This is a genomic window from Ramlibacter sp. (assembly GCF_036676645.1).
GTDB lineage: Bacteria > Pseudomonadota > Gammaproteobacteria > Burkholderiales > Burkholderiaceae_C > Ramlibacter.
On sequence record NZ_JAKFCM010000113.1, the window covers coordinates 43,255 to 70,011 of the forward strand.

Annotated in this window: 25 protein-coding genes and 2 tRNA genes; 11 read left to right on the plus strand and 16 right to left on the minus strand. The window is 71.6% G+C overall.

Translation table 11 applies throughout. The features are described 5' to 3' along the window. Nucleotides 1-108: 108 nt before the first annotated feature. Entirely contained in the window at nt 109-1,056 is a 948-nt protein-coding gene (locus V6M57_RS17890; protein WP_332816357.1) for a pseudouridine-5'-phosphate glycosidase, read from the minus strand. Nucleotides 1,057-1,130: 74 nt separating this feature from the next. Here V6M57_RS17890 and V6M57_RS17895 point away from each other — a divergent pair, with 74 nt between their 5' ends. Beyond that, complete coding sequence (locus V6M57_RS17895; RefSeq protein WP_332816358.1) at nt 1,131-1,820, plus strand: alpha/beta hydrolase family protein; 690 nt, start codon at nt 1,131-1,133, stop codon at nt 1,818-1,820. Between the two features lie 16 nt (nt 1,821-1,836). Here V6M57_RS17895 and V6M57_RS17900 read toward each other — a convergent pair whose 3' ends face one another. Then, nucleotides 1,837-2,409 (minus strand): histidine phosphatase family protein, encoded by a 573-nt coding sequence (locus V6M57_RS17900; RefSeq protein WP_332816359.1) that lies wholly within the window; start codon nt 2,407-2,409, stop codon nt 1,837-1,839. 42 nt (nt 2,410-2,451) lie between these two features. Next, complete coding sequence (locus V6M57_RS17905; RefSeq protein WP_332816360.1) at nt 2,452-5,583, minus strand: ATP-binding protein; 3,132 nt, start codon at nt 5,581-5,583, stop codon at nt 2,452-2,454. Between the two features lie 139 nt (nt 5,584-5,722). Between V6M57_RS17905 and V6M57_RS17910 the strand changes: the two genes are divergently transcribed. Beyond that, nucleotides 5,723-6,661, plus strand: a complete 939-nt coding sequence (locus V6M57_RS17910) for a class I SAM-dependent methyltransferase (RefSeq protein ID WP_332816361.1) — start codon at nt 5,723-5,725, stop codon at nt 6,659-6,661. Here V6M57_RS17910 and V6M57_RS17915 read toward each other — a convergent pair. Beyond that, on the minus strand, nt 6,636-7,292 hold the full coding sequence (locus V6M57_RS17915; protein WP_332816362.1) for a DUF938 domain-containing protein: 657 nt from the start codon (nt 7,290-7,292) through the stop codon (nt 6,636-6,638). The genes V6M57_RS17910 and V6M57_RS17915 overlap by 26 nt on opposite strands. A 148-nt stretch (nt 7,293-7,440) precedes the next feature. On the opposite strand from V6M57_RS17915, the gene V6M57_RS17920 reads away from it, so the two are divergent. Further along, nucleotides 7,441-7,947 carry a phasin family protein gene (locus tag V6M57_RS17920; protein WP_332816363.1) on the plus strand — a complete coding sequence of 169 codons (507 nt, stop codon included), beginning with the start codon at nt 7,441-7,443 and terminating at the stop codon, nt 7,945-7,947. A gap of 98 nt (nt 7,948-8,045) precedes the next feature. Here the strand turns inward: V6M57_RS17920 and V6M57_RS17925 are convergent. The 4 genes from V6M57_RS17925 to V6M57_RS17940 all read right to left on the minus strand — a co-directional run bounded on the left by V6M57_RS17925 (nt 8,046) and on the right by V6M57_RS17940 (nt 10,541). Beyond that, nucleotides 8,046-8,121 (minus strand) — tRNA-Lys (locus V6M57_RS17925). A 44-nt stretch (nt 8,122-8,165) separates the two neighbouring features. Beyond that, a tRNA-Ala gene (locus tag V6M57_RS17930) sits at nt 8,166-8,241 on the minus strand. 16 nt (nt 8,242-8,257) lie between these two features. Beyond that, entirely contained in the window at nt 8,258-9,136 is an 879-nt protein-coding gene (locus V6M57_RS17935) for an NAD(P)-dependent oxidoreductase (RefSeq protein WP_332816364.1), read from the minus strand. Nucleotides 9,137-9,182: 46 nt separating this feature from the next. Next, nucleotides 9,183-10,541 (minus strand): NAD(P)H-dependent oxidoreductase, encoded by a 1,359-nt coding sequence (locus V6M57_RS17940; protein WP_332816365.1) that lies wholly within the window; start codon nt 10,539-10,541, stop codon nt 9,183-9,185. A gap of 151 nt (nt 10,542-10,692) precedes the next feature. Between V6M57_RS17940 and V6M57_RS17945 the strand changes: the two genes are divergently transcribed. Beyond that, the gene (locus V6M57_RS17945) at nt 10,693-11,544 is read left to right on the plus strand and encodes an alpha/beta hydrolase (protein WP_332816366.1); all 852 of its coding nucleotides are present in this window, start codon (nt 10,693-10,695) and stop codon (nt 11,542-11,544) included. 216 nt (nt 11,545-11,760) lie between these two features. Here V6M57_RS17945 and V6M57_RS17950 read toward each other — a convergent pair whose 3' ends face one another. Together V6M57_RS17950 and V6M57_RS17955 are read right to left on the minus strand one after the other, a co-directional pair. After that, nucleotides 11,761-12,738: a GMP reductase gene (locus V6M57_RS17950; protein ID WP_332816367.1), complete on the minus strand. Its 978-nt coding sequence runs from the start codon at nt 12,736-12,738 to the stop codon at nt 11,761-11,763. Nucleotides 12,739-12,848: 110 nt separating this feature from the next. Continuing rightward, nucleotides 12,849-13,523, minus strand: coding sequence for a hypothetical protein (locus V6M57_RS17955; protein ID WP_332816368.1), 675 nt, complete (start codon nt 13,521-13,523; stop codon nt 12,849-12,851). A 32-nt stretch (nt 13,524-13,555) separates the two neighbouring features. Between V6M57_RS17955 and V6M57_RS17960 the strand changes: the two genes are divergently transcribed. The 3 genes from V6M57_RS17960 (at nt 13,556) to V6M57_RS17970 (ending at nt 17,843) form a co-directional block, all read left to right on the plus strand. Further along, nucleotides 13,556-15,931 (plus strand): UvrD-helicase domain-containing protein, encoded by a 2,376-nt coding sequence (locus V6M57_RS17960; protein ID WP_332816369.1) that lies wholly within the window; start codon nt 13,556-13,558, stop codon nt 15,929-15,931. Between the two features lie 101 nt (nt 15,932-16,032). Next, on the plus strand, nt 16,033-17,358 hold the full coding sequence (locus tag V6M57_RS17965; RefSeq protein ID WP_332816370.1) for an aromatic ring-hydroxylating dioxygenase subunit alpha: 1,326 nt from the start codon (nt 16,033-16,035) through the stop codon (nt 17,356-17,358). Next, nucleotides 17,355-17,843, plus strand: a complete 489-nt coding sequence (locus V6M57_RS17970) for an aromatic-ring-hydroxylating dioxygenase subunit beta (protein ID WP_332816371.1) — start codon at nt 17,355-17,357, stop codon at nt 17,841-17,843. The genes V6M57_RS17965 and V6M57_RS17970 overlap by 4 nt, the downstream gene beginning before the upstream one ends. Nucleotides 17,844-17,997: 154 nt before the next feature. Here V6M57_RS17970 and V6M57_RS17975 read toward each other — a convergent pair whose 3' ends face one another. From V6M57_RS17975 to tsaE, 3 genes are all read right to left on the minus strand, one after another. Beyond that, nucleotides 17,998-18,210 (minus strand): glycine zipper 2TM domain-containing protein, encoded by a 213-nt coding sequence (locus V6M57_RS17975; protein WP_332816372.1) that lies wholly within the window; start codon nt 18,208-18,210, stop codon nt 17,998-18,000. Nucleotides 18,211-18,364: 154 nt separating this feature from the next. Next, nucleotides 18,365-19,717, minus strand: a complete 1,353-nt coding sequence (locus V6M57_RS17980) for an N-acetylmuramoyl-L-alanine amidase (protein WP_332816373.1) — start codon at nt 19,715-19,717, stop codon at nt 18,365-18,367. A gap of 68 nt (nt 19,718-19,785) precedes the next feature. After that, complete coding sequence (gene tsaE, locus V6M57_RS17985) at nt 19,786-20,229, minus strand: tRNA (adenosine(37)-N6)-threonylcarbamoyltransferase complex ATPase subunit type 1 TsaE (RefSeq protein WP_332816374.1); 444 nt, start codon at nt 20,227-20,229, stop codon at nt 19,786-19,788. Between the two features lie 90 nt (nt 20,230-20,319). Here tsaE and queG point away from each other — a divergent pair, with 90 nt between their 5' ends. Next, nucleotides 20,320-21,360: a tRNA epoxyqueuosine(34) reductase QueG gene (gene queG / locus V6M57_RS17990; RefSeq protein ID WP_332816409.1), complete on the plus strand. Its 1,041-nt coding sequence runs from the start codon at nt 20,320-20,322 to the stop codon at nt 21,358-21,360. 12 nt (nt 21,361-21,372) lie between these two features. Here the strand turns inward: queG and V6M57_RS17995 are convergent, their stop codons facing one another. Continuing rightward, the gene (locus V6M57_RS17995) at nt 21,373-22,278 is read right to left on the minus strand and encodes an AEC family transporter (RefSeq protein WP_332816375.1); all 906 of its coding nucleotides are present in this window, start codon (nt 22,276-22,278) and stop codon (nt 21,373-21,375) included. A 107-nt stretch (nt 22,279-22,385) separates the two neighbouring features. On the opposite strand from V6M57_RS17995, the gene V6M57_RS18000 reads away from it, so the two are divergent. Further along, entirely contained in the window at nt 22,386-23,357 is a 972-nt protein-coding gene (locus tag V6M57_RS18000; protein ID WP_332816376.1) for a tripartite tricarboxylate transporter substrate binding protein BugE, read from the plus strand. A 55-nt stretch (nt 23,358-23,412) separates the two neighbouring features. Then, nucleotides 23,413-24,294, plus strand: coding sequence for a site-specific tyrosine recombinase XerD (gene xerD, locus V6M57_RS18005; protein WP_332816377.1), 882 nt, complete (start codon nt 23,413-23,415; stop codon nt 24,292-24,294). 7 nt (nt 24,295-24,301) lie between these two features. Here the strand turns inward: xerD and V6M57_RS18010 are convergent, their stop codons facing one another. After that, on the minus strand, nt 24,302-24,892 hold the full coding sequence (locus V6M57_RS18010; protein WP_332816378.1) for an NAD(P)H-dependent oxidoreductase: 591 nt from the start codon (nt 24,890-24,892) through the stop codon (nt 24,302-24,304). 62 nt (nt 24,893-24,954) lie between these two features. Here V6M57_RS18010 and V6M57_RS18015 point away from each other — a divergent pair, with 62 nt between their 5' ends. After that, entirely contained in the window at nt 24,955-26,184 is a 1,230-nt protein-coding gene (locus V6M57_RS18015) for an MFS transporter (protein ID WP_442968848.1), read from the plus strand. On the opposite strand, the gene V6M57_RS18020 is transcribed toward V6M57_RS18015, so the two are convergent. Beyond that, nucleotides 26,153-26,611 (minus strand): DUF7673 family protein, encoded by a 459-nt coding sequence (locus V6M57_RS18020; RefSeq protein WP_332816379.1) that lies wholly within the window; start codon nt 26,609-26,611, stop codon nt 26,153-26,155. The genes V6M57_RS18015 and V6M57_RS18020 overlap by 32 nt on opposite strands. Nucleotides 26,612-26,757: the final 146 nt, after the last annotated feature.

Consider the following 26,757-nt stretch of genomic DNA (forward strand, 5'->3'; position numbering starts at 1 on the left):
GTCTCCTCGAGGGGTGTCGGAGCCCGACAGCTTGCGCTCTGCGCTGGCCCTGCCGTTCGTGGAAATCCCTGAGATGCGAAACCCCCGGCCCGTGCCAGGGGCCGGCCACTAGGCGGAACCGCCCTGCGGCGCGGTGTTGGCCAGCGCCAGCGCCAGCCGGGCCGCGATTTCCGCGTTGTTCTTCACCAGCGCGATGTTGGTCGCCAGGCTGCGTCCGCCCGTCAGCGCCTGGATCCGGGACAGCAGGAACGGCGTCACCGCCTTGCCGGCGATGCCCTGTTCGCGGGCCTCGGCCAGCGCCTGCCGGGTGATGGCATCGATCTCCTCCTTGGGCATCGCCGCCGGCTGCGGCACCGGCACGCTGAGGACCACCCCGCCGGCCAGCCCCAGGTCCCACTTGGTCCGGATGAAGCGCGCCTGCGCCGCCTCGTCGTCGAGGCGGAAGTCGGCGCGATGGCCGCTGTCGCGCGTGTAGAACGCCGCGAAGTTGTCCTGCCCGCAGCTGAGCACCGGCACGCCGTGCGTCTCCAGGTACTCGAGCGTGAGCCCGATGTCGAGGACGGATTTCGCGCCGGCGCAGACCACCGCCACGGACGTCCGGGCCAGCTCCTGCAGGTCCGCCGAGATGTCGAAGGTCTCCGGCGCGCCGCGGTGGACGCCGCCGATCCCGCCGGTGGCGAAGACCTCGATGCCGGCCAGCGCCGCACAGATCATCGTGGCCGCCACGGTGGTCGCGCCCAGTCCGCCGCTGGCGAGCACGAAGGGCAAGTCGCGGCGGCTGGCCTTGTGCACCTGGCCCGGGCGGGCGAGCCGTTCCAGTTCGGCGTCCGACAGGCCGATCCGGATCCGGCCGTCCATCAGGGCGATCGTGGCGGGCTCCGCGCCCTTCTCGCGGATGAGCGCCTGCACCTCGAGCGCGGTCCGCACGTTCTCCGGATACGGCATGCCGTGCGCGATCAGGGTCGACTCGAGCGCGACGAGGGGGCGGCCGTCCGCCTGTGCAGCGGCGACCGGCTCGCTGCGGACCAGCCAGGAGGAAGCAGGGGCAGGCGTCATGGGATCGGGTCGGGATGAACGCAGACACCGGATTGTCGCTACCCTGGCCGGACCCGCCTGCACCCCTGCCGCCGATGCCCGCCGACCCGACATCCCTTCGCATCACCCTGCCCGACGGCACGGTCGTGTCGGCCGTGCTGCAGCAACCCGCCGATGCGATCGCCGGCCTGGTCCTCGCACACGGTGCCGGCGCCGGCATGCATCACCCCTTCATGGCGGCCCTGGCCGAAGCGCTGCAGGCGCGTGCGGTTGCGACGCTGCGCTTCCAGTTTCCGTACATGGAACAGGGCAGCAAGCGGCCGGACCGGCCCGCCGTCGCGCAGGGCGCCGTGCGGGCCGCGGTGGGTGAAGCGGCGAAGCGCTTGCCCGGCGTTCCGCTGTTCGCCGGCGGCAAATCCTTCGGCGGGCGCATGAGCTCGCAGGCGCAGGCCGAGGCGCCCCTGCCGCAGGTGCGGGGGCTGGTCTTCGTCGGCTTCCCCCTCCATCCGGCGGGCCGGCCGGACACCGGGCGCGCTGCGCACCTCGAGCAGGTGGCGCTGCCCATGCTCTTCCTGCAGGGCACGCGCGACGCGCTGGCCGAGCTGCCGCTGATGCGGCAGACCGTCCAGCGGCTCGGGTCGCGCGCGGCGCTGCACGAGGTGCAGGGCGGCGACCACTCGTTCCACGTCCTCGCGCGATCCGGTCGAGGCGACGCCGAGGTGCGCGACGAACTGGCCGACGTGGCGGCCGGCTGGATGCGCCGCCTCGCGCAGCCAGCGCCGTGAGGACGGCCGCACCGGTTCAGGGCCGCAGCGTGGCGATCACGCGGACCGGCCCCTCGGCCGTGGGCCGCACGACCACGCCTTCCCCGGAGGCGGTTGCGTGGCCGGTGAGCGCGGTGATGTTGACCTGGTGGGTGACGACCACCAGCGCGCCGGGCCCCTGCCACTCGCGCAGGAGCCGGCGGGCCTGCGCGGTCTGGGCGTCGCGCTGCTGCGGCCCCTGGCCGAAGAAGGAATTGAACGCCGGCTCCTCCCGCACCCGGTCGCCGAACGCGAGCTGCGCGGTCTCCCGTGCCCGGCACCACTGCGACGACAGGACGGCACCCACCGCAATGCCGCGCCGCCGGAACTGCTCGCCGAGCGCGCGCGCCTCGGCGCGGCCCTGCGCGTCCAGGTTGCGCTGGGTGCTGCAGTCGCCCAGCCGCAAGCCCGGCGGATCGCCCACGCCCGGCGCCGTGGCGTGGCGGAACAGGACGATGGCGCCAGGCCGCGCGAGCGTGTCCCAGCCGTCCGCGGCAGCGGCCATGCCGGCGACGAGCCCGAGCCCGAGCCCGGCGGCCGCCGATCGGGACAGGGCGGCGATCGCCTTCATGGAACGGCCTCCGGCAGCTTCTTCATGGCGCCGCGCGGACGCCTATCGCGCCAGTTCCTGGCAGCGGGCCTCGTCCAGCGGCTGGCCCGAGCTGCGGAACCCTTGCGCCGCGGCCATGAACTCCGCGCGGGCGGCCGGCCGTTCGCCCGAGGCCAGCGCCAGGTGCGCCCGCGCCTCGTGCAGCGAGGCGTACCACGCGGGCAGCTTCATCACGGTGTTGGCCAGGTAGTCCGACGCCTTCTCGTGGCCGGCCGCCCGGTCCATCTGGTGCGCCCGGGCGGCCGCGATGGTGGCCGGAATGGCAAAGGTGATGCGACAGCCCGGGCAGGTCTCCAGCGGGCCGCGGACCGCGGCTTCCGCCTCCTCCAGCGCGCCGAGCGCAGCCTCGGTGCCGGACGCGATGGCGATGCGGGTGCCGTAGATGCGGTCCAGCAGGTGGAAGCCCACCCCGGACTGGCGTGCCACGTCCAGCGCCTCGTCCAGCAGGGCGCGGGCCACGTCCCGGCGGCCCCGGTGCAGGGCCAGTTCGGAGCGGCGCTGCAGCGACAGCGCCTCGCCGGTCGCCCCACCGATGGCCCGGTGCAACCGGCCGCCTTCGACCAGGTCCCGCTCGGCCGCGTCCAGCTGGCCGCTGAGCAGCCGGGCTTCCCCGCGCAGGGTGACGGCGAAGGCGTGCCCGCGCGCGGCACCGAGCCGCTGCGCCTCGGCGGCCAGCGCGTCGGCGAAGGCGATCACGTCGGCATAGGGGCGCGAGCCGTACAGGAACCGCTGCGTGATGCAGAGGTGGCCGTCGAACACCCGGGTGGCCAGCTGCGGCAGGTGGCTGGTCTCCCTCAGGTCGGCCCACACGCTGCCGTGCAGGTCGCCGCGCGCATGGGCCGCGGCCGCCTGCGCCCACGAGGCGATCACCAGCGTGCCTTCGTCACCGGTTTCCAGGGCGAGGCGCCGCACTTCGGCTGCCCGGCGCGTGCCCTCGGACGGATCGCCGAAGCCGAGCGCCGCCGCGCCGCTGTAGGCCAGGGCCTCGGCCAGCCGGCCCGCCACGGTGGTCGGCCGCACGTCCTTCAGGTAGGCCAGCGCGCCCGATGGATCGCTCATCTTCACCTGCGCCAGCGCGCGCTTGGCCCGCAGCTCGTGGGCCTGTGCTTCCTCCGCCACGGCGGCTGCCGCGTCGTAGGCGGCCAGCGTGCCGGGACGCCCGAGTGCGTCCAGGGCGTCGGCCCTCAGCGCCAGCGCTTCCGGCTGCGCGGGCCGCTCGGCCAGCAGCGGCTCCACGTGGCGCAGCACGTCCTCGAACGCGCCCAGGCAGGCGGCGCGGCGCGCGGCGGCCAGGGAGCAGGGCAGCGCCTCGTCGACCTCCCCCGCGGCCAGCCAGTGCGTGCCGACGAGTCCGGGGGCGGCGCCCGCCCGCTGCAGCCGCGCGGCCACTTCACGGTGCACGCCGGCGCGCCGATGGGGCGGGATGCCATCCACCAGCGCCTGCCGCACCAGCGCGTGGCGAAAACGGTAGCGTGCCTGCGAGACGACGAGCACACCCGCAGCGAGCGCGCGATCCAGCCGCGCGTGGGCGTCGTGGCCGTCGTCGGCCACCAGGGCGACGGCCGTGGGCACGTCGAAGTCTTCGGCCGACAGCGCCAGGCGCCGCAAGCCCTCCAGTGCGTCGTCGCCGACGTCGCACAGGCGCTCGGCCAGGGCGGATGAAACGGCCGGCGGCAAGCCCTCGACGGCAGCCAGCCCGGCGTCCGCCGCAACGCGCGCGAGTTCGACCACCGCGAACGGCACGCCGCCGGAGCGGCGCACGACGGCCTCGGCCGCATCCGGCGCCAGGGGCGCGGCCGCCGTCCGCCGTGCCAGCAGCGCGGCTTCGTCCTCCGTCAGCGGGCCCAGCTCCAGGGCCTCGAGTTGCCCGGCCCGCAGCAGGCGCGACACATTGCGCTCCAGCGGCTCGGGCAGGGCCGGGCGGCAGGCGAGCAGGACGAACACGGGCGGCCCACCGCAGGCCAGCTGGGCCAGCAGTTCCGCGCTCGCGTCGTCGGCCGAGTGGGCCTCGTCGACGATCACCAGCACGGGTTGCCGGCCGGCGGCGGCGACCAGCAGGCGCCGCACGGCCCCCACCACCTGGTGCCGGGCGATCGGCAGCCGCGGCGGCTCCACGCGGCCGGCGAGGGCGGTCATTGCGGCCAGGATCGCCTGCGCAGGGGCGCCGACCGCCTGCAGCAGCTGCGGCTTTTCGGCCAGCAGGGGCTCCACCAGGTCGGTGGTGATGCCGTACGGCCGGGTCCAGTCGCCGGCCTGCACCAGTCGCACCTGCCAGCCCAGGCCGCGCGCTTCCCGGGCCACGCGGCGGCAGAACGCCGTCTTGCCCATTCCCGCAGGCGCGCGCACCACGGCGCCGCCCGGCTGGCCGCCCAGGCTGGCCCGCAAGGCCGAGAGCACGCGCACCAGTTCCAGCGCGCGGCCGACGAAGGCCGGCGAGGCGCCTTCCAGGCCGGCCACGCATTCCTGGTAGAGCGCTTCCACCTGCGGCCCCGGCCGCACGCCCAGGGACTGCTGCAGGTGGTCGCGCAGGTGCCCGTACCAGCGCAGGGCCGACGAGCGCCGGCCGGCGGCCAGTTCCTCGCGCATCAGCTGGGCGTGCGCCGCCTCGTCGGTGGGTTCTTCGCGCAGCAGGCGCTCCAGGTCACCCGAGTGGCGCAGCAGCTCGACGTACTTGCCGCGCAGCCGCCGGCGTGGGGCCTCGGTCCAGGGCTCGTAGCGGGAGTCGGGAAGCAGGTCGCCGCCGTAGAGCTGGCAGGCCGCCTTGCACGCCTGGGCATCGCGGCTGGCGAGCGCACGGTCGGCGGCGGCCTCGAAGCGGATCGCGTCGCAATCGACCTCCTCGCCGGGCAGGAGCAGCACGCGCCCGCCCTGCAGCACGATCGCGCCGGGCTCGCCGATGACCTGGCGCGCGTGGTGGGCCGCCTTGCGCAGGTTGGCGCTGCCGGCATCCGGGCCCAGGTGGGGCCAGAGCGCCTCCACCACCTGGTCGTGCGCCAGGCTGCGATGCGGATCCAGCCCGAGCAGCTGGACGAGCTCGGCGGCACGGCGGGTGAGCCGGGGCTGCAGGGTCGCGGCGCCGGACCGTGGGGTGCCTCCGATGCTGAACTGCCCGAGCAGGCGGACTTGCAAGGTCATCGCGGCTTCCTTCCTGCAGAGGCCGGGAACGTTTCGGGAACGCCCGGCGCCGACCCTGCGAAGTATGCGATCTATCGCCCCCGGGTGCGACGGTGGATCGACACCTTTGCGCACCCGCCCGCCAACAGGAGAGACAGACATGGCCATCGCCACCGACGACAGGAACCTCGGGCTGGAGATCCCGGGCGCCGCGATCCGCGCAGGGGGTGACGTTCAACCCGCAGCGCGAGCACAAGCACTGCATCCGGGAGGGCCCGTCACGAATGCGAACAAGGCACTTTGGGAAAAAGGGGACTTCGGCCGCATCGCCGTGAGCATGCGCGAGAGCGGCGAGGACCTGGTGCGCCAGGCCGGCATCGTCCCGGGCATGGACGTGCTGGACCTCGGCTGCGGCGACGGCACCACGGCGATCCCGGCCGCCAAGCTCGGCGCCAGGGTGCTGGGCGTGGACATCGCCCCGCGCATCGTCGAGGCCGGCAACCGGCGTGCGGCGCAGGCCGGTTTCTCGTCGACCTGCCGGTTCATCGAAGGCGATGCCTGCGACCTCGGCAGCCTGGAGAACAAGAGCTTCGACCGCGTGATCAGCATCTTCGGCGCCATGTTCGCCCCGAAGCCGTACGACGTGGCGCGCGAGATGGTGCGCGTGACCCGCCCGGGCGGCCGCATCCTCATGGGCAACTGGATCCCGAACGACCCGACGCTGGTGGCGCAGATCCTGAAGGTCTGTTCCACCTACCTGCCGCCGCCGCCGGAAGGGTTCGTCAGCCCGATGGGCTGGGGCGTCCCGGCCAACGTCATCGAGCGCTTCGGCGGCGCGGGCATCGCCTGGGAGGGCATCACCTGCGAGCGCGACACCTACGTGTTCGATTTCGACGGAACGCCGGCGGACTTCGCCTGCACCTTCCTGCAGTTCTACGGCCCGACCATGAGCGCCCTGGAGGCGGCCGGGAAGGACGGGCGCGGGGATGCGCTGAGGAGCGAATTGGTCGCCCTGTTCGAGCGCCACAACCAGTGCCAGTACCCGGGCAGGACGCTGGCTTCGGCCGTGTTCCTCAAGGTGACGGTGGAGGTGAACTAGCCGGCGCCGGACCGTCGGCGCGGAACTCCAGCAGCAGGTTGTTCGCCGGCATCGCATGGCGGCGCCGGAGCCCCAGGCCGGCGCGGTTCGCCTCCGCCACCACGTCTTCCAGCCGGCGAATGCCCCAGGACCGGTCGTGCGCCCGGAGGTTCTGGTCGAACCCCAGGTTGCCCGGTGCGGTCGGCACGCCGTCCTCGAGGTACGGTCCGTAGGTGACCAGGGTTGCGCCTGGCGCCAGGTGCCGGGCTGCGCCGCGCATGAGGGCGGCACAGGTCGCCCAGGGCGATATGTGCAGCAGGTTGGCGCAGTAGATCGCATCGAAGCGCTGCACGAACGGCGCGCCCGGCGATGGCCACTGCACCGCCATCACGTCCAGCCGCAGCGGCGGCCGGACGTTGGCCAGCCCGGCCTCGGCGATACGGGCCGCGATCACCGGCAGCGCGCCGGCGTCCGCGTCCGTGGGCTGCCAGGTCCAGCCGGGCAGCGCGGCCGCGAACCAGACGGCATGCTGGCCGGTGCCGGAGGCGATCTCCAGGGCCGTGCCGCGCTCGCCCAGGATGCGGCGCAGGACAGCCAGGATGGGCTCCTTGTTGCGCTCGGCGGCGGGACTGCAGGGCAGGCTCTCTGGCATCGATGGCGCCCAGGGTCTGTAGGAGGAGAGGACGAGTGGAGTGTCGCGCGGAAACGGTCGGCGGCCGCAGGCAACAGTTCTTTTCCAGCCTTGGGCTTTCGCCGCCCCTCTCCTACAGTGGCCGGCCCGCACACCGATGGAGGACACGATGGCGAACACTTCGAAGCGCACCCAGCAGGCCATGGCCGGAAACGGCGCCGACCGTGCTGCGCAGCAAGGCACGGCCGCATGGGCGCACATGGCTCGCCAGCAGATGGCCTGGGCCGCAGACACGATGGCGATGCTGTTCCGCGCCGGGGAATCGATCCAGCAGGCGCAACTCCACATGGCCCAGCGCGCCGCCCTGCTGAGCCAGCAGGCCGCGGAGACCCTGCGCAGCGCCGAGACGCCGCTGGAGCTGGCGTCGATCCAGGCCAACCTGCTGGCCTACGAGTACCAGGAAGGGATGCGCTACTTCCAGGAACTGATGCAGGCTGGCGCCAAGGCGACCGCGACGAGTGCCAAACCCCCGCGAGAGGAGAGCGTCACCGCGACCGCGGCCGATGCGACGGCCCAGGTCGTCGAAGCGGCCATGAACGCGGCGGCGCCGATGGCGCAGGCCTGGCAGCAGATGTTCACGACGGCTGCGACCCGCGGGGCGGCGGCGCACCACTGACGGATCCCGGGCCGCGCTTCGGGCGGCGCCTGTGCGGGCGTGCCAATGGGCCCCCGAAAGACAAAGGACCTGGCCTCGCGGCCAGGTCCTTGATGAAGTGGTGGGTCCTGTAGGATTCGAACCTACGACCTACGGATTAAGAGTCCGCTGCTCTACCAACTGAGCTAAGAACCCACTGTTGCAAACGCCGCACGAGGGCGGCGCTGCGAAAACGGCTGTGGTGGAGAGGAGGAGGATCGAACTCCCGACCTTCGCATTGCGAACGCGACGCTCTCCCAGCTGAGCTACCCCCCCACAACAGGCCGATATTCTAGCGCATGCCGTTGCGGCTCGCGAGCTCGACGAACAGGCCGGAATGGTCCAGGTCGGCCAGGCCGTGCTCCACGCCCTCGGCATAGAGCCGGGCGAACAGCTGGGTGATCGGCGCGTCGAAGCCGATCTCCTCGGCGGTGGCCAGCGCGTTGCGCATGTCCTTCAACTGCACCGTCATGCGACCGCGCGGCGCGAAGTCGCGCTCGACCATGCGCTGGCCGTGCAGCTGCAGGATGCGGCTGTCGGCGAAGCCGCCGCCGATGGCCTCGCGCACCTTGCCCATGTCGGCGCCGCCCTTGGCGCACAGCAGCAGCGCCTCGGCCACCGCGCCGATGGTGATGCCCACGATCATCTGGTTGGCCAGCTTGGCCAGTTGCCCGGCCCCATGCGGGCCGACGTGGGTGGCGCGGCCGAACACCTGGAACACCGGCGCCGCGCGCTCGAAGTCCGCCGGCGTACCGCCCACCATGATGGCCAGCGTGCCGTTCTCGGCGCCCACGGTGCCGCCGGAGACCGGCGCGTCCAGGCAGGCGACGCCCAGTTCGCCCAGCCGCGCCGCATGGTCGCGCGCCTCGCGCGGCTGGATGGAGGCCATGTCGATGAACAGGGTGCCGCGGCGCATCGCCCGGGCGGCGCCCTGGTTGAACAGCACCTCGTGCACGACCGCGCCGTTCTCCAGCATGCTGATCACGATGTCGGCACTGGCGGCAGCCTCGGCGGCGCTGTCGCATGGCCGGGCGCCGTCGGCGGCCAGCGGCTCGCACTTGGCGCGCGTGCGGTTCCAGGCCGCCACTTCATGGCCGGCGCGGCACAGGCGGCGCGCCATCGGCAGGCCCATCAGGCCGGTGCCGAGCAGGGCGATCTTCATGGTGGGCATCCCTCCTTGTGCGGCCATCATGGCGCTGCCGCCGGCGCGCTGGCTGTCAGGCGGCTTTCAGCCGCCCCGGCGCGAACAGCTCCTCCATGTCGCGGCGCAACTGCCAGGCCCGCGTGCCGGTGTCCATGGCGACGTCGGCCCAGGTCAGGCTCTGCCCCCTGGCGACCGGCCGCACGATCTTGATGCCGTGCGCCAGTCCGAGCGGCAGGCCGCCCATCCGCAGCGACCGGTCCGCCGGCAGCAGCTTGCCCCAGACGGTGTAGCCGCCTTCGCCGTCCAGCAGCTCGCCCGGCTGCAGGTCGCGCTTGGCGGTGGCGACCACGTCGGCCTGCCAGCCGGCGGCCACGCCGGTGGCCTCGCCGCGCAGGGCGACCGAGGCCACCGACAGGCCCACTTCCAGCCCGATCAGGTGCCAGCGCTTGTACAGGGTGAAGTAGCGCCCGCTGGGGTCGGTGTGCGCGTTGTATTCCTCGAAGCAGTTGCGGATGTACTCGGTCTCGCCTTCCACCGTGACCCACACGCCCATGCGGATGTCGTAGGGGATGCGGCGGCCGTCGGCCTCCAGCGAGGAGATCACCTCCACCATGCCCTTGCGTTCCAGCACGCCGCCTTCGCTGCGCGGGCGGGTGACGAAAGGGATGTCCTCGATGCTCGCCGGCGGGTAGAGCAGGCCATCACTCGGCACGCCCAGGCCGGTGGCGTTGGCCACCGCGGTGCTCTCGATCGAGGGCTTGGAGCCGTCCAGGAAGCTGTTGAACATCTTGGGGTTCAGGCCGCCGCGCTGCGCCTGCTCGGGCGTGAGGCCGTAGTAGCCCCACACCGTCTCGGGCGTGGATTCGCAGAAGTGCGGCAGCCACTTGTGCCCGCGGCCGGCGGCCACCACCGGGAAACCGCAGGTGCGCGCCCAGTCGACCAGGTCGCAGATCAGCGCCGGCTGGTCGCCGAACGCGAGCGAATAGACCACGCCGGCCTCGGCCGCGCGGCGCGCCAGCAGCGGGCCGCAGAAGGCGTCGGCCTCCACCGTGACGTTGACCACGTGCTTGCCGTTGGCGAAGGCTTCCAGGCAGTGGTCGACCGCGGCGATCGGGTGACCGGTGCATTCCACGATCACGTCGATCGCCGGGTGCCGCACCAGCGCCTGCCAGTCCTCGCCGACGTGGGTGCTGCCGGCCTGGAGGGCGGCATCGAGGGACGCGGCTTCGGTGCGGGCCGGCTCCCAGCCGACGCGCGCGAGGTTGGCGCGCGCGTTGGCGGGCGAGAGGTCGGCGATGCCGGCCAGGTGCACGCCCGGCGTGGGGGGCACCTGGGCCAGGTACATGGAGCCGAACTTGCCGGCACCGATCAGGCCGACGCGGATGGGCTTGCCGGCGGCGGCGCGCCGTTGGAGTTGGGTGTGGAGGCTCATGGCGTTGCTGTCGGATTTTCGTGTCATTGCGGGCTCGCGCCGCGGGCGGGCCACGTGCACCGTCCGGTGTCCGGGTGATGGCGGGGCCGGCTCTGCGGTATCGTCGCCGGCTGGTTCAGGAATGGCACCATACCCGAGGAAAGGTCAACGCATGGAACGGCAGGACGGCGACTGGCTCGACCGCATGTACAACAACCGCGCCCTGGTGCCCGAAAACGGCGCCCACATGGCGCGCTGGACCGACGCGTCGCGGCGCGCGCGCGAGGCGTTCGAGTGCGAGCTGGACATCCCCTATGGCGACAGCCCCGGCGAGAGGCTGGACGTGTTCCCGGCGCCGCAGGCACGCGGCCCGGTCATGGTGTTCCTGCACGGGGGCTACTGGCGTGCGCTGGACAAGAGCGACCACTCCTTCGTCGCGCCCATGTTCCAGGACGTGGGCGCCTGCGTGGTGGTGCCGAACTACGACCTGTGCCCGGCAGTCACGATTCCCCAGATCACGCTGCAGATGGTGCGCGCGCTCGCTTGGACCTGGAAGAACGCGCCCACCTACGGCGGCGACCCGCGGCAGATCACGGTGGTGGGCCACTCGGCCGGCGGCCACCTGGCGGCCATGATGCTGGCCTGCGACTGGCGGCGCTGGGACCCGGAGCTGCCGGTCGATGTGGTGCGCAAGGGGCTGGCCATCTCGGGGCTGTTCGACCTGGAGCCGATCCGGCGCACGCCCTTCCTGGCGAATGACCTGCGGCTCACCCCCGCCGACGCGCGCAAGGCGAGCCCGGCCCTCCTGCCTTCGCCGCTGGGCGCGACCCTGTACGCCGTCGCTGGCGCCGAGGAGAGCCCCGAGTTCCTGCGCCAGAACCAGCTGATCCGCAAGGCCTGGGGCGAGCCCTGCGTGGAGGTCTGCGAGGCGCTGCCCGGGCTGAACCATTTCAGCGTGCTGGAGGCGCTGGTGGAGCCGGAGCACCGGCTGCATGAGCTGGCGCTGGACCTGCTGTGGCGGTGAACAGGTGCCCTTGCGGCGTCGAGCCGCACGGCAGGTGTCATTGCGCCTTGGGCCGCACCGAAGGGTGTCATTGCGGCCCGAGCCGCACCGAAGGGTGTCATTGCGGCCTTGAGCCGCAATCCATCACCGGGTGTCAAGCAGCCGCTGCGCGAGTTCAGGCGGCGGGTGATGGATCCCGGCGTTCGCCGGGATGACATGAGTTGACCCAGTCGGCGCTCACATCAGCAGGTGTTCGCCCGCGTTGTCCCCGCCCAGGATGACGTAGTTGACCTTGCGGATGTCGAGCAGGCGCTTGCCGCCCGCGTAGCTGATCGAGCTCTGGATGTCTTCCTGCATCTCGCGCAGCGTGTCGGCCAGCCGGCCCTTGATCGGCTCGAGGATGCGCTTGCCTTCCACGTGCCGGTACTCGCCCTTGTTGAAGTCGGACGCGCTGCCGTAGTACTCCTTGTACAGCTGGCCGTCCACTTCCACGGTCTGGCCGGGCGACTCCTCGTGTCCGGCCAGCATGGAGCCGATCATCACCATGGTGGCGCCGAAGCGGATGCTCTTGGCGATGTCGCCGTGCTCGCGGATGCCGCCGTCGGCAATGATGGGCTTGGTGGCCACGCGCGCGCACCACTTGAGCGCCGACAACTGCCAGCCGCCGGTGCCGAAGCCGGTCTTCATGCGGGTGATGCACACCTTGCCCGGGCCGATGCCGACCTTGGTGGCGTCGGCGCCCCAGTTCTCCAGGTCGATCACCGCCTCCGGCGTGCCGACGTTGCCGGCGATCACGAACGTCGAGGGCAGCTTCGCCTTCAGGTGCGCGATCATGTTCTTCACGCTGTCGGCATGGCCGTGCGCGATGTCGATGGTCACGTAGTCGGGCACCAGGCCCTCGGCGGCCAGCCGGTCGACGGTTTCGTAATCGGGTTGCTTGACCCCCAGCGAGATCGAGGCGAAGGCCCCGTGCCCCTTGATCCACCGGACGAACGCCAGGTTGTCCAGGTCGAAGCGGTGCATCACGTAGAAGTAGCCGTTCTGCGCCAGCCACAGGCAGGTCTTCTCGTCCACCACCGTCTTCATGTTGGCGGGGACCACCGGGATGCGGAAGGTGCGGCCGCCCAGCTCGACGCTGGCATCGCACTCGGAGCGGCTTTCCACGCGGCACTTGCGCGGCAGCAGCAGGACTTTGTCGTAGTCGAAGATTTCCATTGACCAAGCTCCCTGGAGAGGAATCGTTGAAGAACGAGTGGACGCTTGGACTGGGCCCGGTTTCGGCAAAAAAAAACCGGGTCCCAAATGCTTGGGCCCGGTGCACAATTCTAGCGCCTTTGCTGCGGCGGGTCGCAGCGCGACTCGGAGATGGCCCTGATCCTTCCCCGTGAATCCTGCAGCCAGCCCACCACCCGCAGCCGCTCGGGGCTGGCGCCTTCGGGAATGCCCATGGGCCGTGCCTCGAAGCGGCGCCCCGGCGGCGCCGGCCAGGGCACCTGCAGCAGGTTGCGCACCAGGTTGCGCTCGACCGGAGAGCCCTCCGTGCCGGCCGGCAGCGTCTCCACCAGGGCCAGCCAGCCGGTGAACGGGCCTTCGCCGCCGCCCAGCGACTGGATGGACGCGCCGACATAGCCATTGAAGACGGGCCCCTGGGCCACGCGCAGCTGCCCCGCGGCCTGCTGCCGGGGGGTGCGCACCGAATCGAGTCCGGCCGGCGTGTTGCGGCCGAGCGAGCGCAGGCGCACCTCGGCGTCGCGGGTCGCGGCAGCCGACAGGGGCGCGTCGTCGCCGCGCGCGCCCGGCACGATCCAGTCGAGGGCCAGCTCGCCCGCGCGCGGGCGCGGCGCGCGGTCGTCCTGCCAGCAGGTTTCGCAATCCGCAGTGATGAAGCGCTCGAGCAGCGCCACCGGCGCGGGCTGCTCGTCGCTGCTGCACGAGGTCTGCTGCGCATGGGCCGTGGCGGCCGCGGCCAGCAGCACGGCGAGGAGGGGGACTCGTGACATTTGCTTGCCAGGGGCCGTTTCTACAATGCCGTATGTTCCCAGAAGTCGACGCCGCGTCCCCGCTCCTTTCGCACCTCAACCCCGAGCAGCGCGCCGCCGTCACCCTGCCCAACGAGCACGCGCTGATCCTGGCCGGCGCCGGCTCCGGCAAGACCCGCGTGCTGACCACCCGCATCGCCTGGCTGCTGTCCACCGGACAGGTCTCGCCCGGCGGCGTGATGGCCGTCACCTTCACCAACAAGGCGGCCCGGGAGATGATGACCCGCCTGTCGGCGATGCTGCCGGTCAACGTGCGTGGCATGTGGATAGGCACCTTCCACGGGCTGTGCAACCGCTTCCTGCGCGCGCACTACAAGCTGGCCGGGCTGCCGCAGAGCTTCCAGATCCTCGACCAGCAGGACCAGTTGTCCGCGATCAAGCGGATGATGAAGCAGTTCAACGTCGACGAGGAGCGCTTCCCGGCCAGGGAAACCCAGTGGTTCATCGCCGGGTGCAAGGAGGACGGGCTGCGCCCCGCCGCCGTCGACGCCCGCACGCCGGAGGACCGCCGGAAGGTCGAGCTGTACCAGCTGTACGAGGAGCAGTGCGCGCGCGAGGGCGTGGTGGACTTCGGCGAGCTGATGCTGCGCAGCTATGAATTGCTGCGCGACAACGACGCGACCCGCGCCCACTACCAGCGGCGCTTCCGCCACATCCTGATCGACGAGTTCCAGGACACCAACCGGCTGCAGTACGCCTGGATCCGCATCTTCGCGTTCAACCCCGATGGCAGCCCGGGCGAGGGCAACTCGATCTTCGCGGTGGGCGACGACGACCAGAGCATCTACGCCTTCCGCGGCGCGCGGGTGGGGAACATGGCCGATTTCGTGCGCGAGTTCGGCGTGCGCCACCAGATCAAGCTGGAGCAGAACTACCGCAGCTACAGCAACATCCTCGATTCGGCCAACGCGCTGATCAGCCACAACAAGGGGCGGCTGGGCAAGAACCTGCGCACCGACCAGGGTCCGGGCGAGCCGGTGCGCGTGTACGAGGCGCCCACCGACCTGGCCGAAGCACAGTGGCTGGTCGAGGAGATGCGGCAGCTGGCGCGGGATTCCGGCACCACGGCGGGCATGCCGCGGCACGAGATGGCGGTGCTTTATCGCAGCAACGCCCAGAGCCGGGTGATCGAGACGGCGCTGTTCAACGCCGGCGTGCCGTACCGCGTCTACGGCGGCCTGCGCTTCTTCGAGCGCGCCGAGATCAAGCACGCGCTGGCCTACCTGCGGCTGCTGGAGAACCCGAACGACGACACCAGCTTCCTGCGGGTGGTGAACTTCCCGCCGCGCGGCATCGGCGCGCGCAGCATCGAGCAGTTGCAGGACGCGGCGCGGGCGGCCGGCTGTTCGCTGCACGACGCCGTCAGCGCCACCACCGGCAAGGCCGGCGCCAACCTGGGCGCCTTCGTCGCGAAGGTCGACGTGCTGCGCGAGCAGACCCAGGGGCTGAGCCTGCGCGAGATCATCGAGCTGGTGCTGCAGCACTCGGGGCTGCTGGAGCACTACAAGGCCGAACGCGATGGCGCCGAGCGCATCGAGAACCTGGAAGAACTGGCCAGCGCCGCCGAGAGCTTCGTGATGCAGGAAGGTTTCGGCCGCGATGCCGTCGCCCTGCCCGTCGACGAGCTCAGCCAGAGCCCGGTGAGCCAGGGGCTGGACCCCGACCGGCCGCTGGAGCCGCTCGCGCCCGACGCCGAGACCGGCGAAACCCTCTCCCCGCTGGCTGCCTTCCTCACCCACGCCGCCCTCGAGTCCGGCGACCACCAGGCCCAGCCCGGCCAGGATGCGGTGCAACTGATGACGGTCCACTCCGCCAAGGGCCTGGAATTCGACGTCGTCTTCGTCACCGGCCTGGAGGAAGGCCTGTTCCCCAGCGAGCGCTCCATGGCCGACCACGACGGCCTGGAGGAGGAGCGCCGGCTGATGTACGTGGCCATCACCCGCGCCCGCAAGCGCCTGTACCTGAGCTACTCGCAGACGCGCATGCTGCACGGCCAGACCCGCTACAACATGCGCAGCCGGTTCTTCGACGAGCTGCCGGAGCACGCGCTCAAGTGGCTGACGCCGAAGGATCAGGGTTTCCGCGGCTCGGCTTTCGGCTACGGCGCCGGCTATCCCAGCACGCGGGCCGGCCAGGGCGGCACCGCCTGGGGCGCCGAGCGCTACGCCAGCGCGCCGCCGGTGGTCCAGAAGGCGGCGCCCTCGCATGGGCTGCGGGCCGGCCTGCAGGTGTTCCACAACAAGTTCGGCGAGGGCACCGTGCTGGCCGTCGAAGGGCAGGGCGACGACGCCCGTGCGCAGGTCAAGTTCAACCGGCACGGCGTGAAGTGGCTGGCGCTGTCGGTGGCCAGGCTGACGCCGGTCGGCTGAAGCCGCTGGCCCGGCTGCGGGTTGCTATGCATGCTTATCATCCAGCCTGGCGTCGTCGCGCCGCTGCGCGGCAATGACGGAACTCGAGGAGATCGACCTGCATGAACGCCCCCGAATCCCTCTCGCGCTGGACCCAGCCGGGTTCCAGCCGCGTGCCCTTCTGGGCCTACACCGATCCCCAGCTGTACCGGCGCGAGCTGGAAAGGATCTTCTACGGCCCGCACTGGTGCTATGTCGGGCTCGAGGTCGAGGTCCCCAGCGTCGGCGACTACAAGCTCAGCTGGGTCGGCGAGCGCCAGGTGATCATGGTCCGCGACCGCGTGGCGCCGCGGGACCGCGGCACCGACCCCGGCATCCGCGTGGTGGAAAACCGCTGCGCCCACCGCGGCGTGCGCTTCTGCCAGCAGCCGCACGGCAACGCGCGCAGCTTCGTCTGTCCGTACCACCAGTGGACCTACAAGCTCAACGGCGAGCTGGCCGGGCTACCGTTCAAGGACGGTGTCAAGGCGATCGAGGCCGATGGCTCCACCTGCATCCAGGGCGGCATGCCGGCGGACTTCGACCTGAAGGCCCATGGCCTGACCCGGCTGCGCGTGGAGGTGCTGCACGGCCTGGTGTTCGCCACCTTCAGCGAGCAGGCCGAGCCGCTGCGCGACTACCTGGGGCCCCAGGTGATGCCCTGGCTGGACCGCATCTTCCAGGGCCGGCAACTGGCGCTGCTCGGCTACAACCGCCAGCGCATCCCGGGCAACTGGAAGCTGATGATGGAGAACATCAAGGACCCGTACCATCCGGGCCTTCTGCACACCTGGTTCGTCACCTTCGGCCTGTGGCGCGCCGACCAGAAGAGCCGCATGGTGATGGATGGGCACGGCCGCCACGCGGTGATGATCTCGCGGCGCAACGACGGCGGCGCCAACAAGGTCGTCACCGAGGGCGTGACCTCGTTCAAGGCGGACATGGTGCTGCATGACGACCGCCTGCTGGACGTGGTGCCCGAGCCGTGGTGGAAGGTGCCCGACCCGGCCCAACCGGGGGTCGAGATCATGCCGACCGTCACCATGATCACGCTGTTTCCCAGCGTCATCGTCCAGCAGCAGGTCAACTCGCTGTCCACCCGGCACATCGTGCCGCGCGGCGAGGGCGGATTCGACTTCGTCTGGACCCACTTCGGCTTCGCCGACGACGGCGCCGAGATGACCCGGCGGCGCCTGCGCCAGGCCAACCTGTTCGGGCCGGCCGGGTTCGTGAGCGCCGACGACGGCGAGGTGATCGAGTTCAGCCAGGACGGCTTCCGGCAGTGGGGCGACGACGGGCAGACGATCTGCGAACTGGGCGGCACGGGCACCGGCGGTACCGAACACATGGTGACCGAGACCCTGATCCGCAGCATGTACGCCTACTGGCGCAAGGTGATGGGTGTATGAAAGAGTCGCTGCTGCTCCAACTGGAGGTCGACCGGCTCAATGCCGACTATGCGGCCGCGCTGGACGAGCGCCGCTTCGACGACTGGCCCGGCTTCTTCCTGGAGGGTGGCCAGTACGTGGTGCAGGGACGCGAGAACTTCGACCGCGGCCTCCCGCTGGCGCTGATCGCGCTGGAAAGCCGCGGCATGATGAAGGACCGCGTCTACGGCATCACCCAGACCATCTTCCACCGACCCTACTACACGCGCCATGTCGTGGGCACTGCGCGGGTGCTGCCCGCGCAGGCCGGCGACGACCCGGGGCTGGTGCGGGCCGAGGCGAACTACGCGGTGTTCCGCACCCGGCCGGGCGATGCCAGCGAGGTCTACAACGCGGGCCGCTACATCGACGAGATCGTCCGCACGGACGAAGGCCTGAAGTTCCGGAGCCGGCGCTGCGTGTACGACAGCGAGATGGTGCTGAACTCGTTGATCTATCCGATCTGATTGATCACGTCGAAATCGCTGCGCGATTCCGACGGGGCCCCAGCCAGTGCATGCAGGCCCGGCAAAGCCGGCTCCTGCATGCAGGGGAGACCGCGCTGCATGTTATTCCGCGCGGTCCGGCCCGGAGCAGGCTTTCAGCTGCTCCTTTGGGCCATTACCGGTTCGGCTCGGTCGCCTTGTTGCCGATGTAGCCGCCGGCAGCCGCGCCGCCCAGCGTGCCCAGCGGGCCGCCGAACACCGAATTGCCCACCACGCCGCCGACCGCGGCGCCGCCGATCGTGCCGGCGGTCTGCCGGTCCATGTTGGCACAGCCGCCCAAGGCCAGCATCGTCGCGGCGGCCACGACGGCAAGAATCCTGGTTCTCATACCGTTCACCTTCAATCGTTCACGACCGCCAAAGGCGCGGCCTGCCTGTGCTTGCATTGTGGAAAGCAGCCCGTCAGCGGGTTGTAGGAGGCGCCAGACAGGGGGTGTCGGCACCCCCCGCCGGCGGTTGACGGCGCGCGCGGGGCGCGGCGGGTCAGACGGCGCGACTGCGTGCCAGCGGCGGGTTGGCCGCGAAGTAGCGGCCGATGCCGCGCATCAGCGCGTCGGCCAGTTCCTCCTGGTAGGCGTCGCTGCGCAGCTTGGCTTCCTCTTCGGGGTTGCTGATGAAGGCGGTCTCCACCAGCACGCTGGGGATGTCGGGCGCCTTCAATACCGCGAAGCCGGCCTGTTCCACCTGCCGCTTGTGCAGGCGCCCGACGTGGCCGATCTCGCCCAGCAGCGCACCGCCCAGCTTGATGCTGTCCTTGATCTGGGCCGTGGTGCTCATGTCCAGCATCGCATGGGCCACGTGGCGGTCCTGCGTGCGAACGTTGACACCGCCGATCAGGTCGGCACGGTTTTCCTTCTCGGCCAGCCAGCGCGCCGCCGAACTGGAGGCCCCGTTCTGGCTGAGCGCGAACACGCTGGCGCCGCGCGCCGACGGCGTGACGAAGGCGTCGGCATGGATGCTGACGAACAGGTCGGCCTGCACCCGCCGCGCCTTCTGCACGCGCACGTGCAGCGGCACGAAGAAGTCGGCATCCCGCGTAAGGAACGCCCGCATCGGGTTGCCGTTGATCGACGTGGCATTGATGCGGTCGCGCAGGCGGTGCGCCACCTGCAGCACCACGTCCTTCTCGCGCGTGCCGCCGGGTCCGATGGCGCCGGGGTCCTCGCCGCCGTGGCCGGGATCCAGCGCGATGATGATCAGGCGATCGGTCTTGCCGGCCGCAGCCGCAGCCGCGGCCGCAGCCGACGCCGGCGGCACCGCGCCCGCTTCGCCCGCCCGCGGCCGGGCCGCGGGGCCGCTGTGGCGCGCAATCAGTTCCTCGAGCGGATCGGCCGCGGGCGCCGGGGCCGCGCCGGGCCGGGCCGGGCCCTCGCGCAGGCGCTGTGCGATCAGCTGCTCCAGCGGATCGACCGGCTGCGAGGGGTGGAAGTCCAGCACCAGCCGGTGCTGGTAGGCAGCGATCGGCGGCAGCGTGAAGACCTGCGGCAGGGCCGGCTGCTTGAGGTCGACCACCAGCCGCACCACGCCGGGCGCGAACTGGCCCACCCGGATGCCGGCGATGAAGGGGTCGTCGGCCTGCACCTTGGCCACCAGCTCGCGCAGCGCGGCGTTGAGCTCGATGCCCTCGATGTCCACCGCCAGCCGCGGCGGGCTGCCGACCGACACGTGGCGCGAGGCCAGCCGGCCATCCGACTCGATCGTCACGCGCGTGTAGTCCGGCGCCGGCCACAGGCGCACGGCGACGATGGTGGCGCCGCGCGCGATCTGCGCCTGGCCCAGCAGCAGCACCAGCGCGCCGCGCTTCAGCAGCTTGCGCCGCGGCAACAGGACCCCCACGTTTGCGGCCGGGGCCGCCGCACTGTCCCCCGAGGGGGCCTTCGCGCCCAGGAGCGGCCCGCCCGCGCTCACGCGAGCAGCTCCTGGCCGGTGGCGCTGTGCGCCTGCACGCGCACCCGGCGCGTGCCATCCGGCTGCAGTTCGAGGTGCAGGGAGAGGTCGGGCGGCGGCAGCAGGCCGGCGGCCCTGGCGGGCCACTCGGCGACCTTGAGGCCGCGCTGCTGGAAGATGTCGCGAAAGCCCGCGTCCTCCCATTCGCGCGGGTCGTCGAAGCGGTAGAAGTCGAAATGCCAGATCGGGAAGCCCGGTCCCTCGTGCGGCTCCACCAGGGTGTAGGTCGGGCTCTTGATGCGGCCGGGCACCCCCAGCGCCCGCAGCAGGTGGCGCACGAAGGTGGTCTTGCCCGCACCCAGGTCGCCGTGCAGCTCGATGAAGGCGTCGGTCACGGCGGGCCGCGACGCCAGTCGCTGGGCGAAGCGGGCGGTGTCCGCCTCGGCGGACCACTGCAACACGGCGCCCGGGCCCGACAGGGGGCCGGTTCCTACAATCGGCGGGTGACCTTGCAGCGTGCTCAGATCGACGGTCCTTCGCTGGTGGCCGCCATCGGTGAGTGGGGCCGCGAGCTCGGATTCTCCCAAATCGGAGTGGCCGGCGTCGACCTTTCCAGCGCCGAACCGGGCCTGGTGCAGTGGCTGGCCAACGGATTCCACGGCGAAATGGCCTACATGCAGGCCCATGGCCTCAAGCGCGCGCGGCCGGCGGAACTGGTTCCCGGCACCCTGTCGGTGGTCACGGCCCGGATGGACTACCTGCCTTCGGCGACGCCGCCGGACTGGCAGGCGATCGAATGGAGCCGCCTGCAGTCGCCGCGCGAAGGCGTGGTCTCGGTCTATGCGCGCGGCCGCGACTACCACAAGGTGATGCGCGCGCGCCTGCAGAAACTCAGTGAGCGGATCGCCTCGGCGATCGGGCCGTTCGGCCATCGCGTGTTCACCGATTCGGCGCCGGTGCTGGAGGCGGAACTCGCGGCGCGCAGCGGCCAGGGCTGGCGCGGCAGGCACACCCTGGTGCTCAGCCGCGAGGCGGGCTCCATGTTCTTCCTGGGCGAGATCTACCTGGACGTGGCGCTGCCGCCCAGCGAGCCGGTGACGGCGCACTGCGGCAGCTGCACCGCCTGCATCGACGCCTGCCCCACGGGCGCCATCGTCGCGCCGGGCCGGCTGGATGCGCGGCGCTGCATCTCGTACCTGACCATCGAGCACCACGGCCCCATCCCGGCGGACCTGCGGCCGCTGATGGGCAACCGCATCTACGGCTGCGACGACTGCCAGCTGGCCTGCCCCTGGAACAAGTACGCCGGGCGCAGCCCGCTGCCCGACTTCGACGAGCGTGCGGGCCTGAGCGGGTCGACGCTGGCGAGCCTGCTGGCATGGACCGAGGACGAATTCCTGCGCCGCACCGAAGGCAGCCCGATCCGCCGCGTCGGCCACGAGCGCTGGCTGCGCAACGTCGCGGTGGCGGCCGGCAACGCGCTGCGGCAGGTCGACGATGCCGAGCTGCGCAGCGCGCTGCAGGCCTTGCTCGCGCACCCCAGCGAACTGGTGCGCGAGCATGTGCAGTGGGCGCTGGGGCAGGGCGGCTGAGGGCGCGCGCCGCTAGCGCGCCAGTCCGAGCACCGCCGTCAGGCTCAGCACGCCCAGCATCGTCGAGACCGTCACCAGCCCGGCCACGTACGAGCCGTTGTAGCCCATGCGGGAGGCCAGCACGTAGCCGCTGGAGGAAGTCGGCAGGGCCGAGAACACCAGCAGCACGGCGGCCTGCATGGCCTCGAGCCGGAACAGCAGCGCCAGCCCGAACGCCACCAGCGGCATCAGCGCGTGCCGGATGCCGAGCACGGCCGCGGTGAGCGCCCGCGAGCGCGCCAGGCTGCCCACTTGCAGGCCGGCGCCGGCCGCCAGCAGCCCCAGCGCCAGCGAGCTGCCGCCGATGCGCGCCACGGTGGGTTCCAGCAGGCCGGGGATGCGCAGTCCCGCCAGGTTGGCGGCCAGGCCGCCGGCGGTGGCGATGATCAGCGGGTTGCGCACCAGCGCGCCGAGCACGCCGGTCTGCGCATGGCGGGCCATCGGCCACACCGCGCCCACGTTCATCAGCGGCACGCACACCCCGATCAGCACCGCCACCAGCTGCAGGCCCTGTTCGCCGCCCAGCCGCCCGGCCATCGCCAGCGCGATGAAGGAGTTGAAGCGGAAGGCCACCTGGGCGGCGGCGGCGTGCTCGCGCCGGTCGACGTGGCTGCGCAGCCACGGCAGGTGCGGGATGGCGTAGGCCATGGCGATGCCGGCCAGGCCCAGCAGCAGGCCGGCGCCGATCAGGCTGGAGGCGGGGCCGAGCTGCATCGGCGTGCGCACGATCGAGTGGAACAGCAGCACCGGGAACAGGAAGTAGTAGACCAGCCGCTCGACCGGTTCCCAGACGGCTCGGTCCAGCGGCGTGAACCGGCACACGAGGTAGCCCAGGGCAATGAGGGAGAAGTCCGGAAACAGCAGGCGTGCGATGTCCACGCCCGAGCATAGCCGCGCCGTTCGGGGTAACTCCGTATGTGGAATCCACAGGCCGGCGGTTCGGCCGCCTGTAGGATTGCGCCGGTTCCAACCTGCAAGGAGATTGAATGAAACGTCGTGACTGGATGGCCCTGGCCGCCGCTTCGATGGCGGTGGCGGCAGCCCCGGCGCTGGCCCAGGGCTATCCGACCAGGCCCGTCAAGCTGGTCGTCCCGTTCGCCCCCGGCGGCACCACCGACATCATCGCGCGCGTGATCTCCGAGCCGCTGGGCAAGGCCCTGGGGCAGAACGTGATCGTCGAGAACAAGGCCGGCGGCGGCGGCATCATCGGCGCCACCCAGACCACCCGCGCCACGCCCGACGGCTATGAGCTGGGCGTGGCCACCGTGTCCACCACGGCGGCCAACCCGGCGATCAATCCGAAGGTCCCGTACAACCCGACCACCGACTTCACGCCGATCATCAACATCGCCGCCACCCCCAACCTCATCGCGGTGCATCCCGGCTTCCCGGCCAGGGACTACAAGGCCTTCGTCGCCGAGCTGAAGAAGAACCCGGGCAAGTACTCGTATGCCTCGTCGGGCACCGGCGGCATCGGCCACCTGCAGATGGAGCTGTACAAGAACCTGTCCGGCACCTTCATCACCCACATCCCCTACCGCGGCGCGGGCCCCGCCCTCAACGACGTGGTGGCCGGCCAGGTGCCGGTGATCTTCGACAACATCCCCTCGGCGCTGCCCTTCATCAAGGAGGGCCGGCTGGTCCCCATCGTGGTGGCCGCACCGCAGCGCCTGAAGGAGCTGCCCAACGTGCCGACCTTCAAGGAAATCGGCCTGGAGCCGGTCAACCGCATGGCCTACTACGGCATCCTCGGCCCCAAGGGCCTGCCCAGGGAAGTGGTGGACAAGGTGCACGCCGCCACGGCCAAGGCGCTGCAGGAACCGGCGGTGCGCAAGCGCATCGAGGACACCGGCTCGATCATCATCGCCAACACGCCCGAGCAGTTCGCCGAGCAGATCAAGGCGGAGTTCGCGGTGTACCGCAAGGTGGTCGACAGCGCCAAGCTGCGCCTGGACTGACGCAGGTTCCGTGGCTGCACGGGCCGCGCCCCGCAACAGGCCGCCTCCGGGCGGCTTGTTCGCTTCCATCGACGAGTTCGTCGATGCCCTGTGGCTGGAGGACGGGCTGGCGCGCAACACGCTGGCGGCCTACCGGCGCGACCTGACGCTGTACGCGCAGTGGCTGCGCGCGCGCGGTGGCGTGCTGGAGGCCAGCACCGAAGCCGACCTGCTGGCCTACTTCGCCGCGCGGCACCCGCAGACCCGGGCCAGCTCGGCCAACCGCCGGCTCGCCGTCTTCAGGCGCTACTTCCGCTGGGCGCTGCGCCAGCGGCTGGTCGGCGCCGATCCCACCCTGAAGCTGCAGTCGGCCAGGCGTCCGCTGCGGGTGCCGCGCACGCTCACCGAGGCGCAGGTGGAAGCGCTGCTGGCGGCGCCGGAAGTGGACACGCCGCTGGGCCTGCGCGACCGCGCCATGCTGGAGCTGATGTATGCCAGCGGCTTGCGCGTGAGCGAGCTGGTGGGTCTCAAGGTGATCCACCTCGGCATGGCCGAGCACGTGGTGCGCGTGATGGGCAAGGGCAGCAAGGAGCGGCTGGTGCCGTTCGGGCAGGTGGCGCGCGACTGGATCGTGCGCTACCTGGCCGAGTCCCGCGGCGCCATCCTGGCCGGCCGGCAGGGCGAGGACCTGTTCGTCACCGCGCGCGGCCACGGCATGACGCGCGCCATGTTCTGGGTGCTGGTGCGCAAGTACGCGCGGGCCGCCGGCATCTCCGCGCCGCTGTCGCCGCACACGCTGCGCCATGCCTTCGCCACCCATCTGCTGAACCACGGCGCCGACCTGCGAGCCGTGCAGATGCTGCTGGGGCACGCCGACATCTCCACCACCACCATCTACACCCACGTGGCGCGCGAGCGGCTCAAGGTGTTGCACGCGCAGCACCATCCGCGCGGGTGAACGCCTCCTAGGCGGCCTGCTGCCCCAGCCGGCGCAGCTTCCGCATCCACTTCGCGGCATCCTCGGCCTCCAGGTTGCCGACGCCGCCGATCAGCGTCTCGTGCACCGGCGCGATGCCCACGAAGCCGAGGATGTTGCGCTCCAGCGAGCGGATGCTGTGCGCGCGGAAGTACCAGCGGTAGACCAGCGCCGGCATGCCCATGGTGCAGACCACGCGGGCCGAGCGGCCCTTGAGGCCCTTGCGCGTGAAGGCCGTGCCGCTTTCGACGTAGTCGAAGGCGAAACCCGGCCGCATCGCCTGTTCGAGGAAGCCCTTGACCAGCGCCGGCATGTCGCCCAGCCAGAGCGGGAAGAACAGCACCAGGTGATCGGCCCAGCGGATGTCCTGCTGCACCGGTGCGAGCGTGGCCGGCAGTTCGCCCTTTTCCCATTCGTGCTGGCTGCGCAGCAGCGGGAAATCGAAGCGGGCGATGGCCAGCGTGCGCACGTCGTGGCCTGCGTCGCGCGCCCCGGCCGCGTAGCTGTCGGCCAGGGCGTGGCACAGGTGCGCGGCGGTGGCGTCGGGATGGCCTTGCAGGACGAGGATCTTGCGATTCATGCGGTCATGCTAGCCAGCCGCCCCCGGCGACGCCTGCCGAGCCTCAAGTACAGTCGCTTTCCTTGGACTCCCACGCCACCTCCCCGGCTGCCCAGGGCCGCACCGCCTGGGCCATGCTGATGGCGCTGACCTTCGGTTTCGCGCTCAGCCAGGCCTTCCGCACCGTCGCCGCCATCATCGCGCCGCCGCTGCAGCAGGAGTTCGGGCTCACGCCCGAGCAGCTCGGCCTGTTCGCCGGCGCCTTCCACTTCTCGTTCGGTGCGCTGCAGCTGTTCATGGGCATCGGCATCGACGTGTGGGGGCCGCGGCGCACCGTGCTGGTGGTTTCGCCGCTGGCGATCGTCGGTGCGCTGATCGCGGCGAGCGCCGGCGGATTCGGCCAGCTGCTGGTCGGGCAGGTGGTGATCGGCGTCGGCTGCGCCCCGGCCTTCCTGGTCTGCACGGTGTTCATCGCCCGGCGCTTCGCGGGCGAGCGCTTCGCCGCGGTCTCGGGCGCGGTGCTGGGCATAGGCTCGGTCGGCCTGCTGCTCACCGGCACCCCGCTGGCGTGGCTGGTGGACCTGACGTCGTGGCGCGCCGGCTACCTGGCCCTGGCCACCGGTTCGCTCGCCGCCTGGCTGGCGATCGGGTGGCTGGTCGAAGAGGCCCCGGCGCCCGCCGGCACGCCGACGCCGCCCGGCGTGCTGGCGGCCCTGCGCGGCTACCGCGAGCTGTTCTCGCTGCGGCACACCTGGGGCATCCTGGTGCTGGCGACCTTCACCTATGCGTCCTTCATGGCGCTGCGCGGCCTGTGGCTGGGCCCGCTGATGGTGGAGCGGCACGGCTTCACGCTGGTGGAGGCCGGGCACGTGGCGCTCGCGGTCTCCGTGATGGGGATGCTGGGGCCGCCGCTGTTCGGGCGCCTGGACCCCGGCGACGCGCACCGCCGCCGCTGGCTGGTCGGCTACACGCTGGCGGTGGCCGCGATGTACGCGGCGATGGCGTTCAACCGGCTGGCCGCGGTGGACGTGGCGGTGAGCATCGTCATGAGCCTGGTCTCGGGCTACATCGTGCTGCAGTACGCCGACGTGCGATCGACCTACCCGGCACGGATGATCGGCCGCGCCATGGCGGTCTTCACCATGGCCTTGTTCCTGGGCGTCGCCCTGGTGCAGTGGCTCACCGGGCTGGTCGCGGCCGCGGCGCCGGGCTGGGGCGTGGAGGCCTACGAGGCGGTGCTCGGCGCGATCGCGCTGATGCTGGCGCTGGCCGCCATCGGGTTCAGGGTGTTGCCGGGGCCGCGGCCAGCCTAGGCAGCCACTGGCCGACCACGCGCGCCACGCGGCGCGGCCCGCCCTCCACGTGCTCGACGAGGTCGAGCCGTGCAAAACGATAGGCGTCCAGCACGGCCATCATGTCGTCGCCGGTGGCGGTGTCCAGCCCGCGCAGCGTGGCCATGGCCAGCGGCTGGCTGCTCCAGACGGCGGAGACGAAGGCCGCCACGTCGCGGCCGTGCGGGAAGCCGGGTTCCTCGGCGGCGCGCAGCAGGCGCCCGAAGGCCGCCAGGCCGGCTTCGGTGGCCTCGTGCGACCGGTACTCCTCGGCCATCAGCCGGGCCCGCTCCAGCAGGGTGCCTTCGTGGTCGACGCGCAGGCAGTCGCCACGGCCCACGACTTGCTGGACTCGATTGATCCGCTCCAGGTTGGCGCGGTGCCTGCGCTCGCGATCCGACTTGCCCATCGCCGGCCCCTTTCTTGCAGGAAGTCAAGGATGAGCCCTTGTACTGCGGAACCGCGCAGCCGTGAATCGGGACTGCCCGACTCCGGCGCGCAGCCGGCGCGGCTGTGCTTCGTGGGTCCCCGCCGCGGCCACAATGGCAGCGGACA

Excerpts from the sequence above, each read along its gene's own strand:
- V6M57_RS18020 (WP_332816379.1), bottom strand. The coding sequence starts at position 26,611 with ATGGGCAAGTCGGATCGCGAGCGCAGGCACCGCGCCAACCTGGAGCGG.
- V6M57_RS17950 (WP_332816367.1), bottom strand. The coding sequence starts at position 12,738 with ATGGAAATCTTCGACTACGACAAAGTCCTGCTGCTGCCGCGCAAGTGC.
- V6M57_RS17940 (WP_332816365.1), bottom strand. The coding sequence starts at position 10,541 with ATGAGCCTCCACACCCAACTCCAACGGCGCGCCGCCGCCGGCAAGCCC.
- V6M57_RS17895 (WP_332816358.1), top strand. The coding sequence starts at position 1,131 with ATGCCCGCCGACCCGACATCCCTTCGCATCACCCTGCCCGACGGCACG.
- V6M57_RS17915 (WP_332816362.1), bottom strand. The coding sequence starts at position 7,292 with ATGCCAGAGAGCCTGCCCTGCAGTCCCGCCGCCGAGCGCAACAAGGAG.
- V6M57_RS18000 (WP_332816376.1), top strand. The coding sequence starts at position 22,386 with ATGAAACGTCGTGACTGGATGGCCCTGGCCGCCGCTTCGATGGCGGTG.
- V6M57_RS17965 (WP_332816370.1), top strand. The coding sequence starts at position 16,033 with ATGAACGCCCCCGAATCCCTCTCGCGCTGGACCCAGCCGGGTTCCAGC.
- V6M57_RS17910 (WP_332816361.1), top strand. The coding sequence starts at position 5,723 with ATGGCCATCGCCACCGACGACAGGAACCTCGGGCTGGAGATCCCGGGC.
- V6M57_RS17905 (WP_332816360.1), bottom strand. The coding sequence starts at position 5,583 with ATGACCTTGCAAGTCCGCCTGCTCGGGCAGTTCAGCATCGGAGGCACC.
- V6M57_RS17955 (WP_332816368.1), bottom strand. The coding sequence starts at position 13,523 with ATGTCACGAGTCCCCCTCCTCGCCGTGCTGCTGGCCGCGGCCGCCACG.
- V6M57_RS17935 (WP_332816364.1), bottom strand. The coding sequence starts at position 9,136 with ATGCCCACCATGAAGATCGCCCTGCTCGGCACCGGCCTGATGGGCCTG.
- V6M57_RS17920 (WP_332816363.1), top strand. The coding sequence starts at position 7,441 with ATGGCGAACACTTCGAAGCGCACCCAGCAGGCCATGGCCGGAAACGGC.
- V6M57_RS17975 (WP_332816372.1), bottom strand. The coding sequence starts at position 18,210 with ATGAGAACCAGGATTCTTGCCGTCGTGGCCGCCGCGACGATGCTGGCC.
- V6M57_RS17960 (WP_332816369.1), top strand. The coding sequence starts at position 13,556 with ATGTTCCCAGAAGTCGACGCCGCGTCCCCGCTCCTTTCGCACCTCAAC.
- V6M57_RS17970 (WP_332816371.1), top strand. The coding sequence starts at position 17,355 with ATGAAAGAGTCGCTGCTGCTCCAACTGGAGGTCGACCGGCTCAATGCC.
- V6M57_RS17945 (WP_332816366.1), top strand. The coding sequence starts at position 10,693 with ATGGAACGGCAGGACGGCGACTGGCTCGACCGCATGTACAACAACCGC.
- V6M57_RS18010 (WP_332816378.1), bottom strand. The coding sequence starts at position 24,892 with ATGAATCGCAAGATCCTCGTCCTGCAAGGCCATCCCGACGCCACCGCC.
- V6M57_RS17900 (WP_332816359.1), bottom strand. The coding sequence starts at position 2,409 with ATGAAGGCGATCGCCGCCCTGTCCCGATCGGCGGCCGCCGGGCTCGGG.
- V6M57_RS17890 (WP_332816357.1), bottom strand. The coding sequence starts at position 1,056 with ATGACGCCTGCCCCTGCTTCCTCCTGGCTGGTCCGCAGCGAGCCGGTC.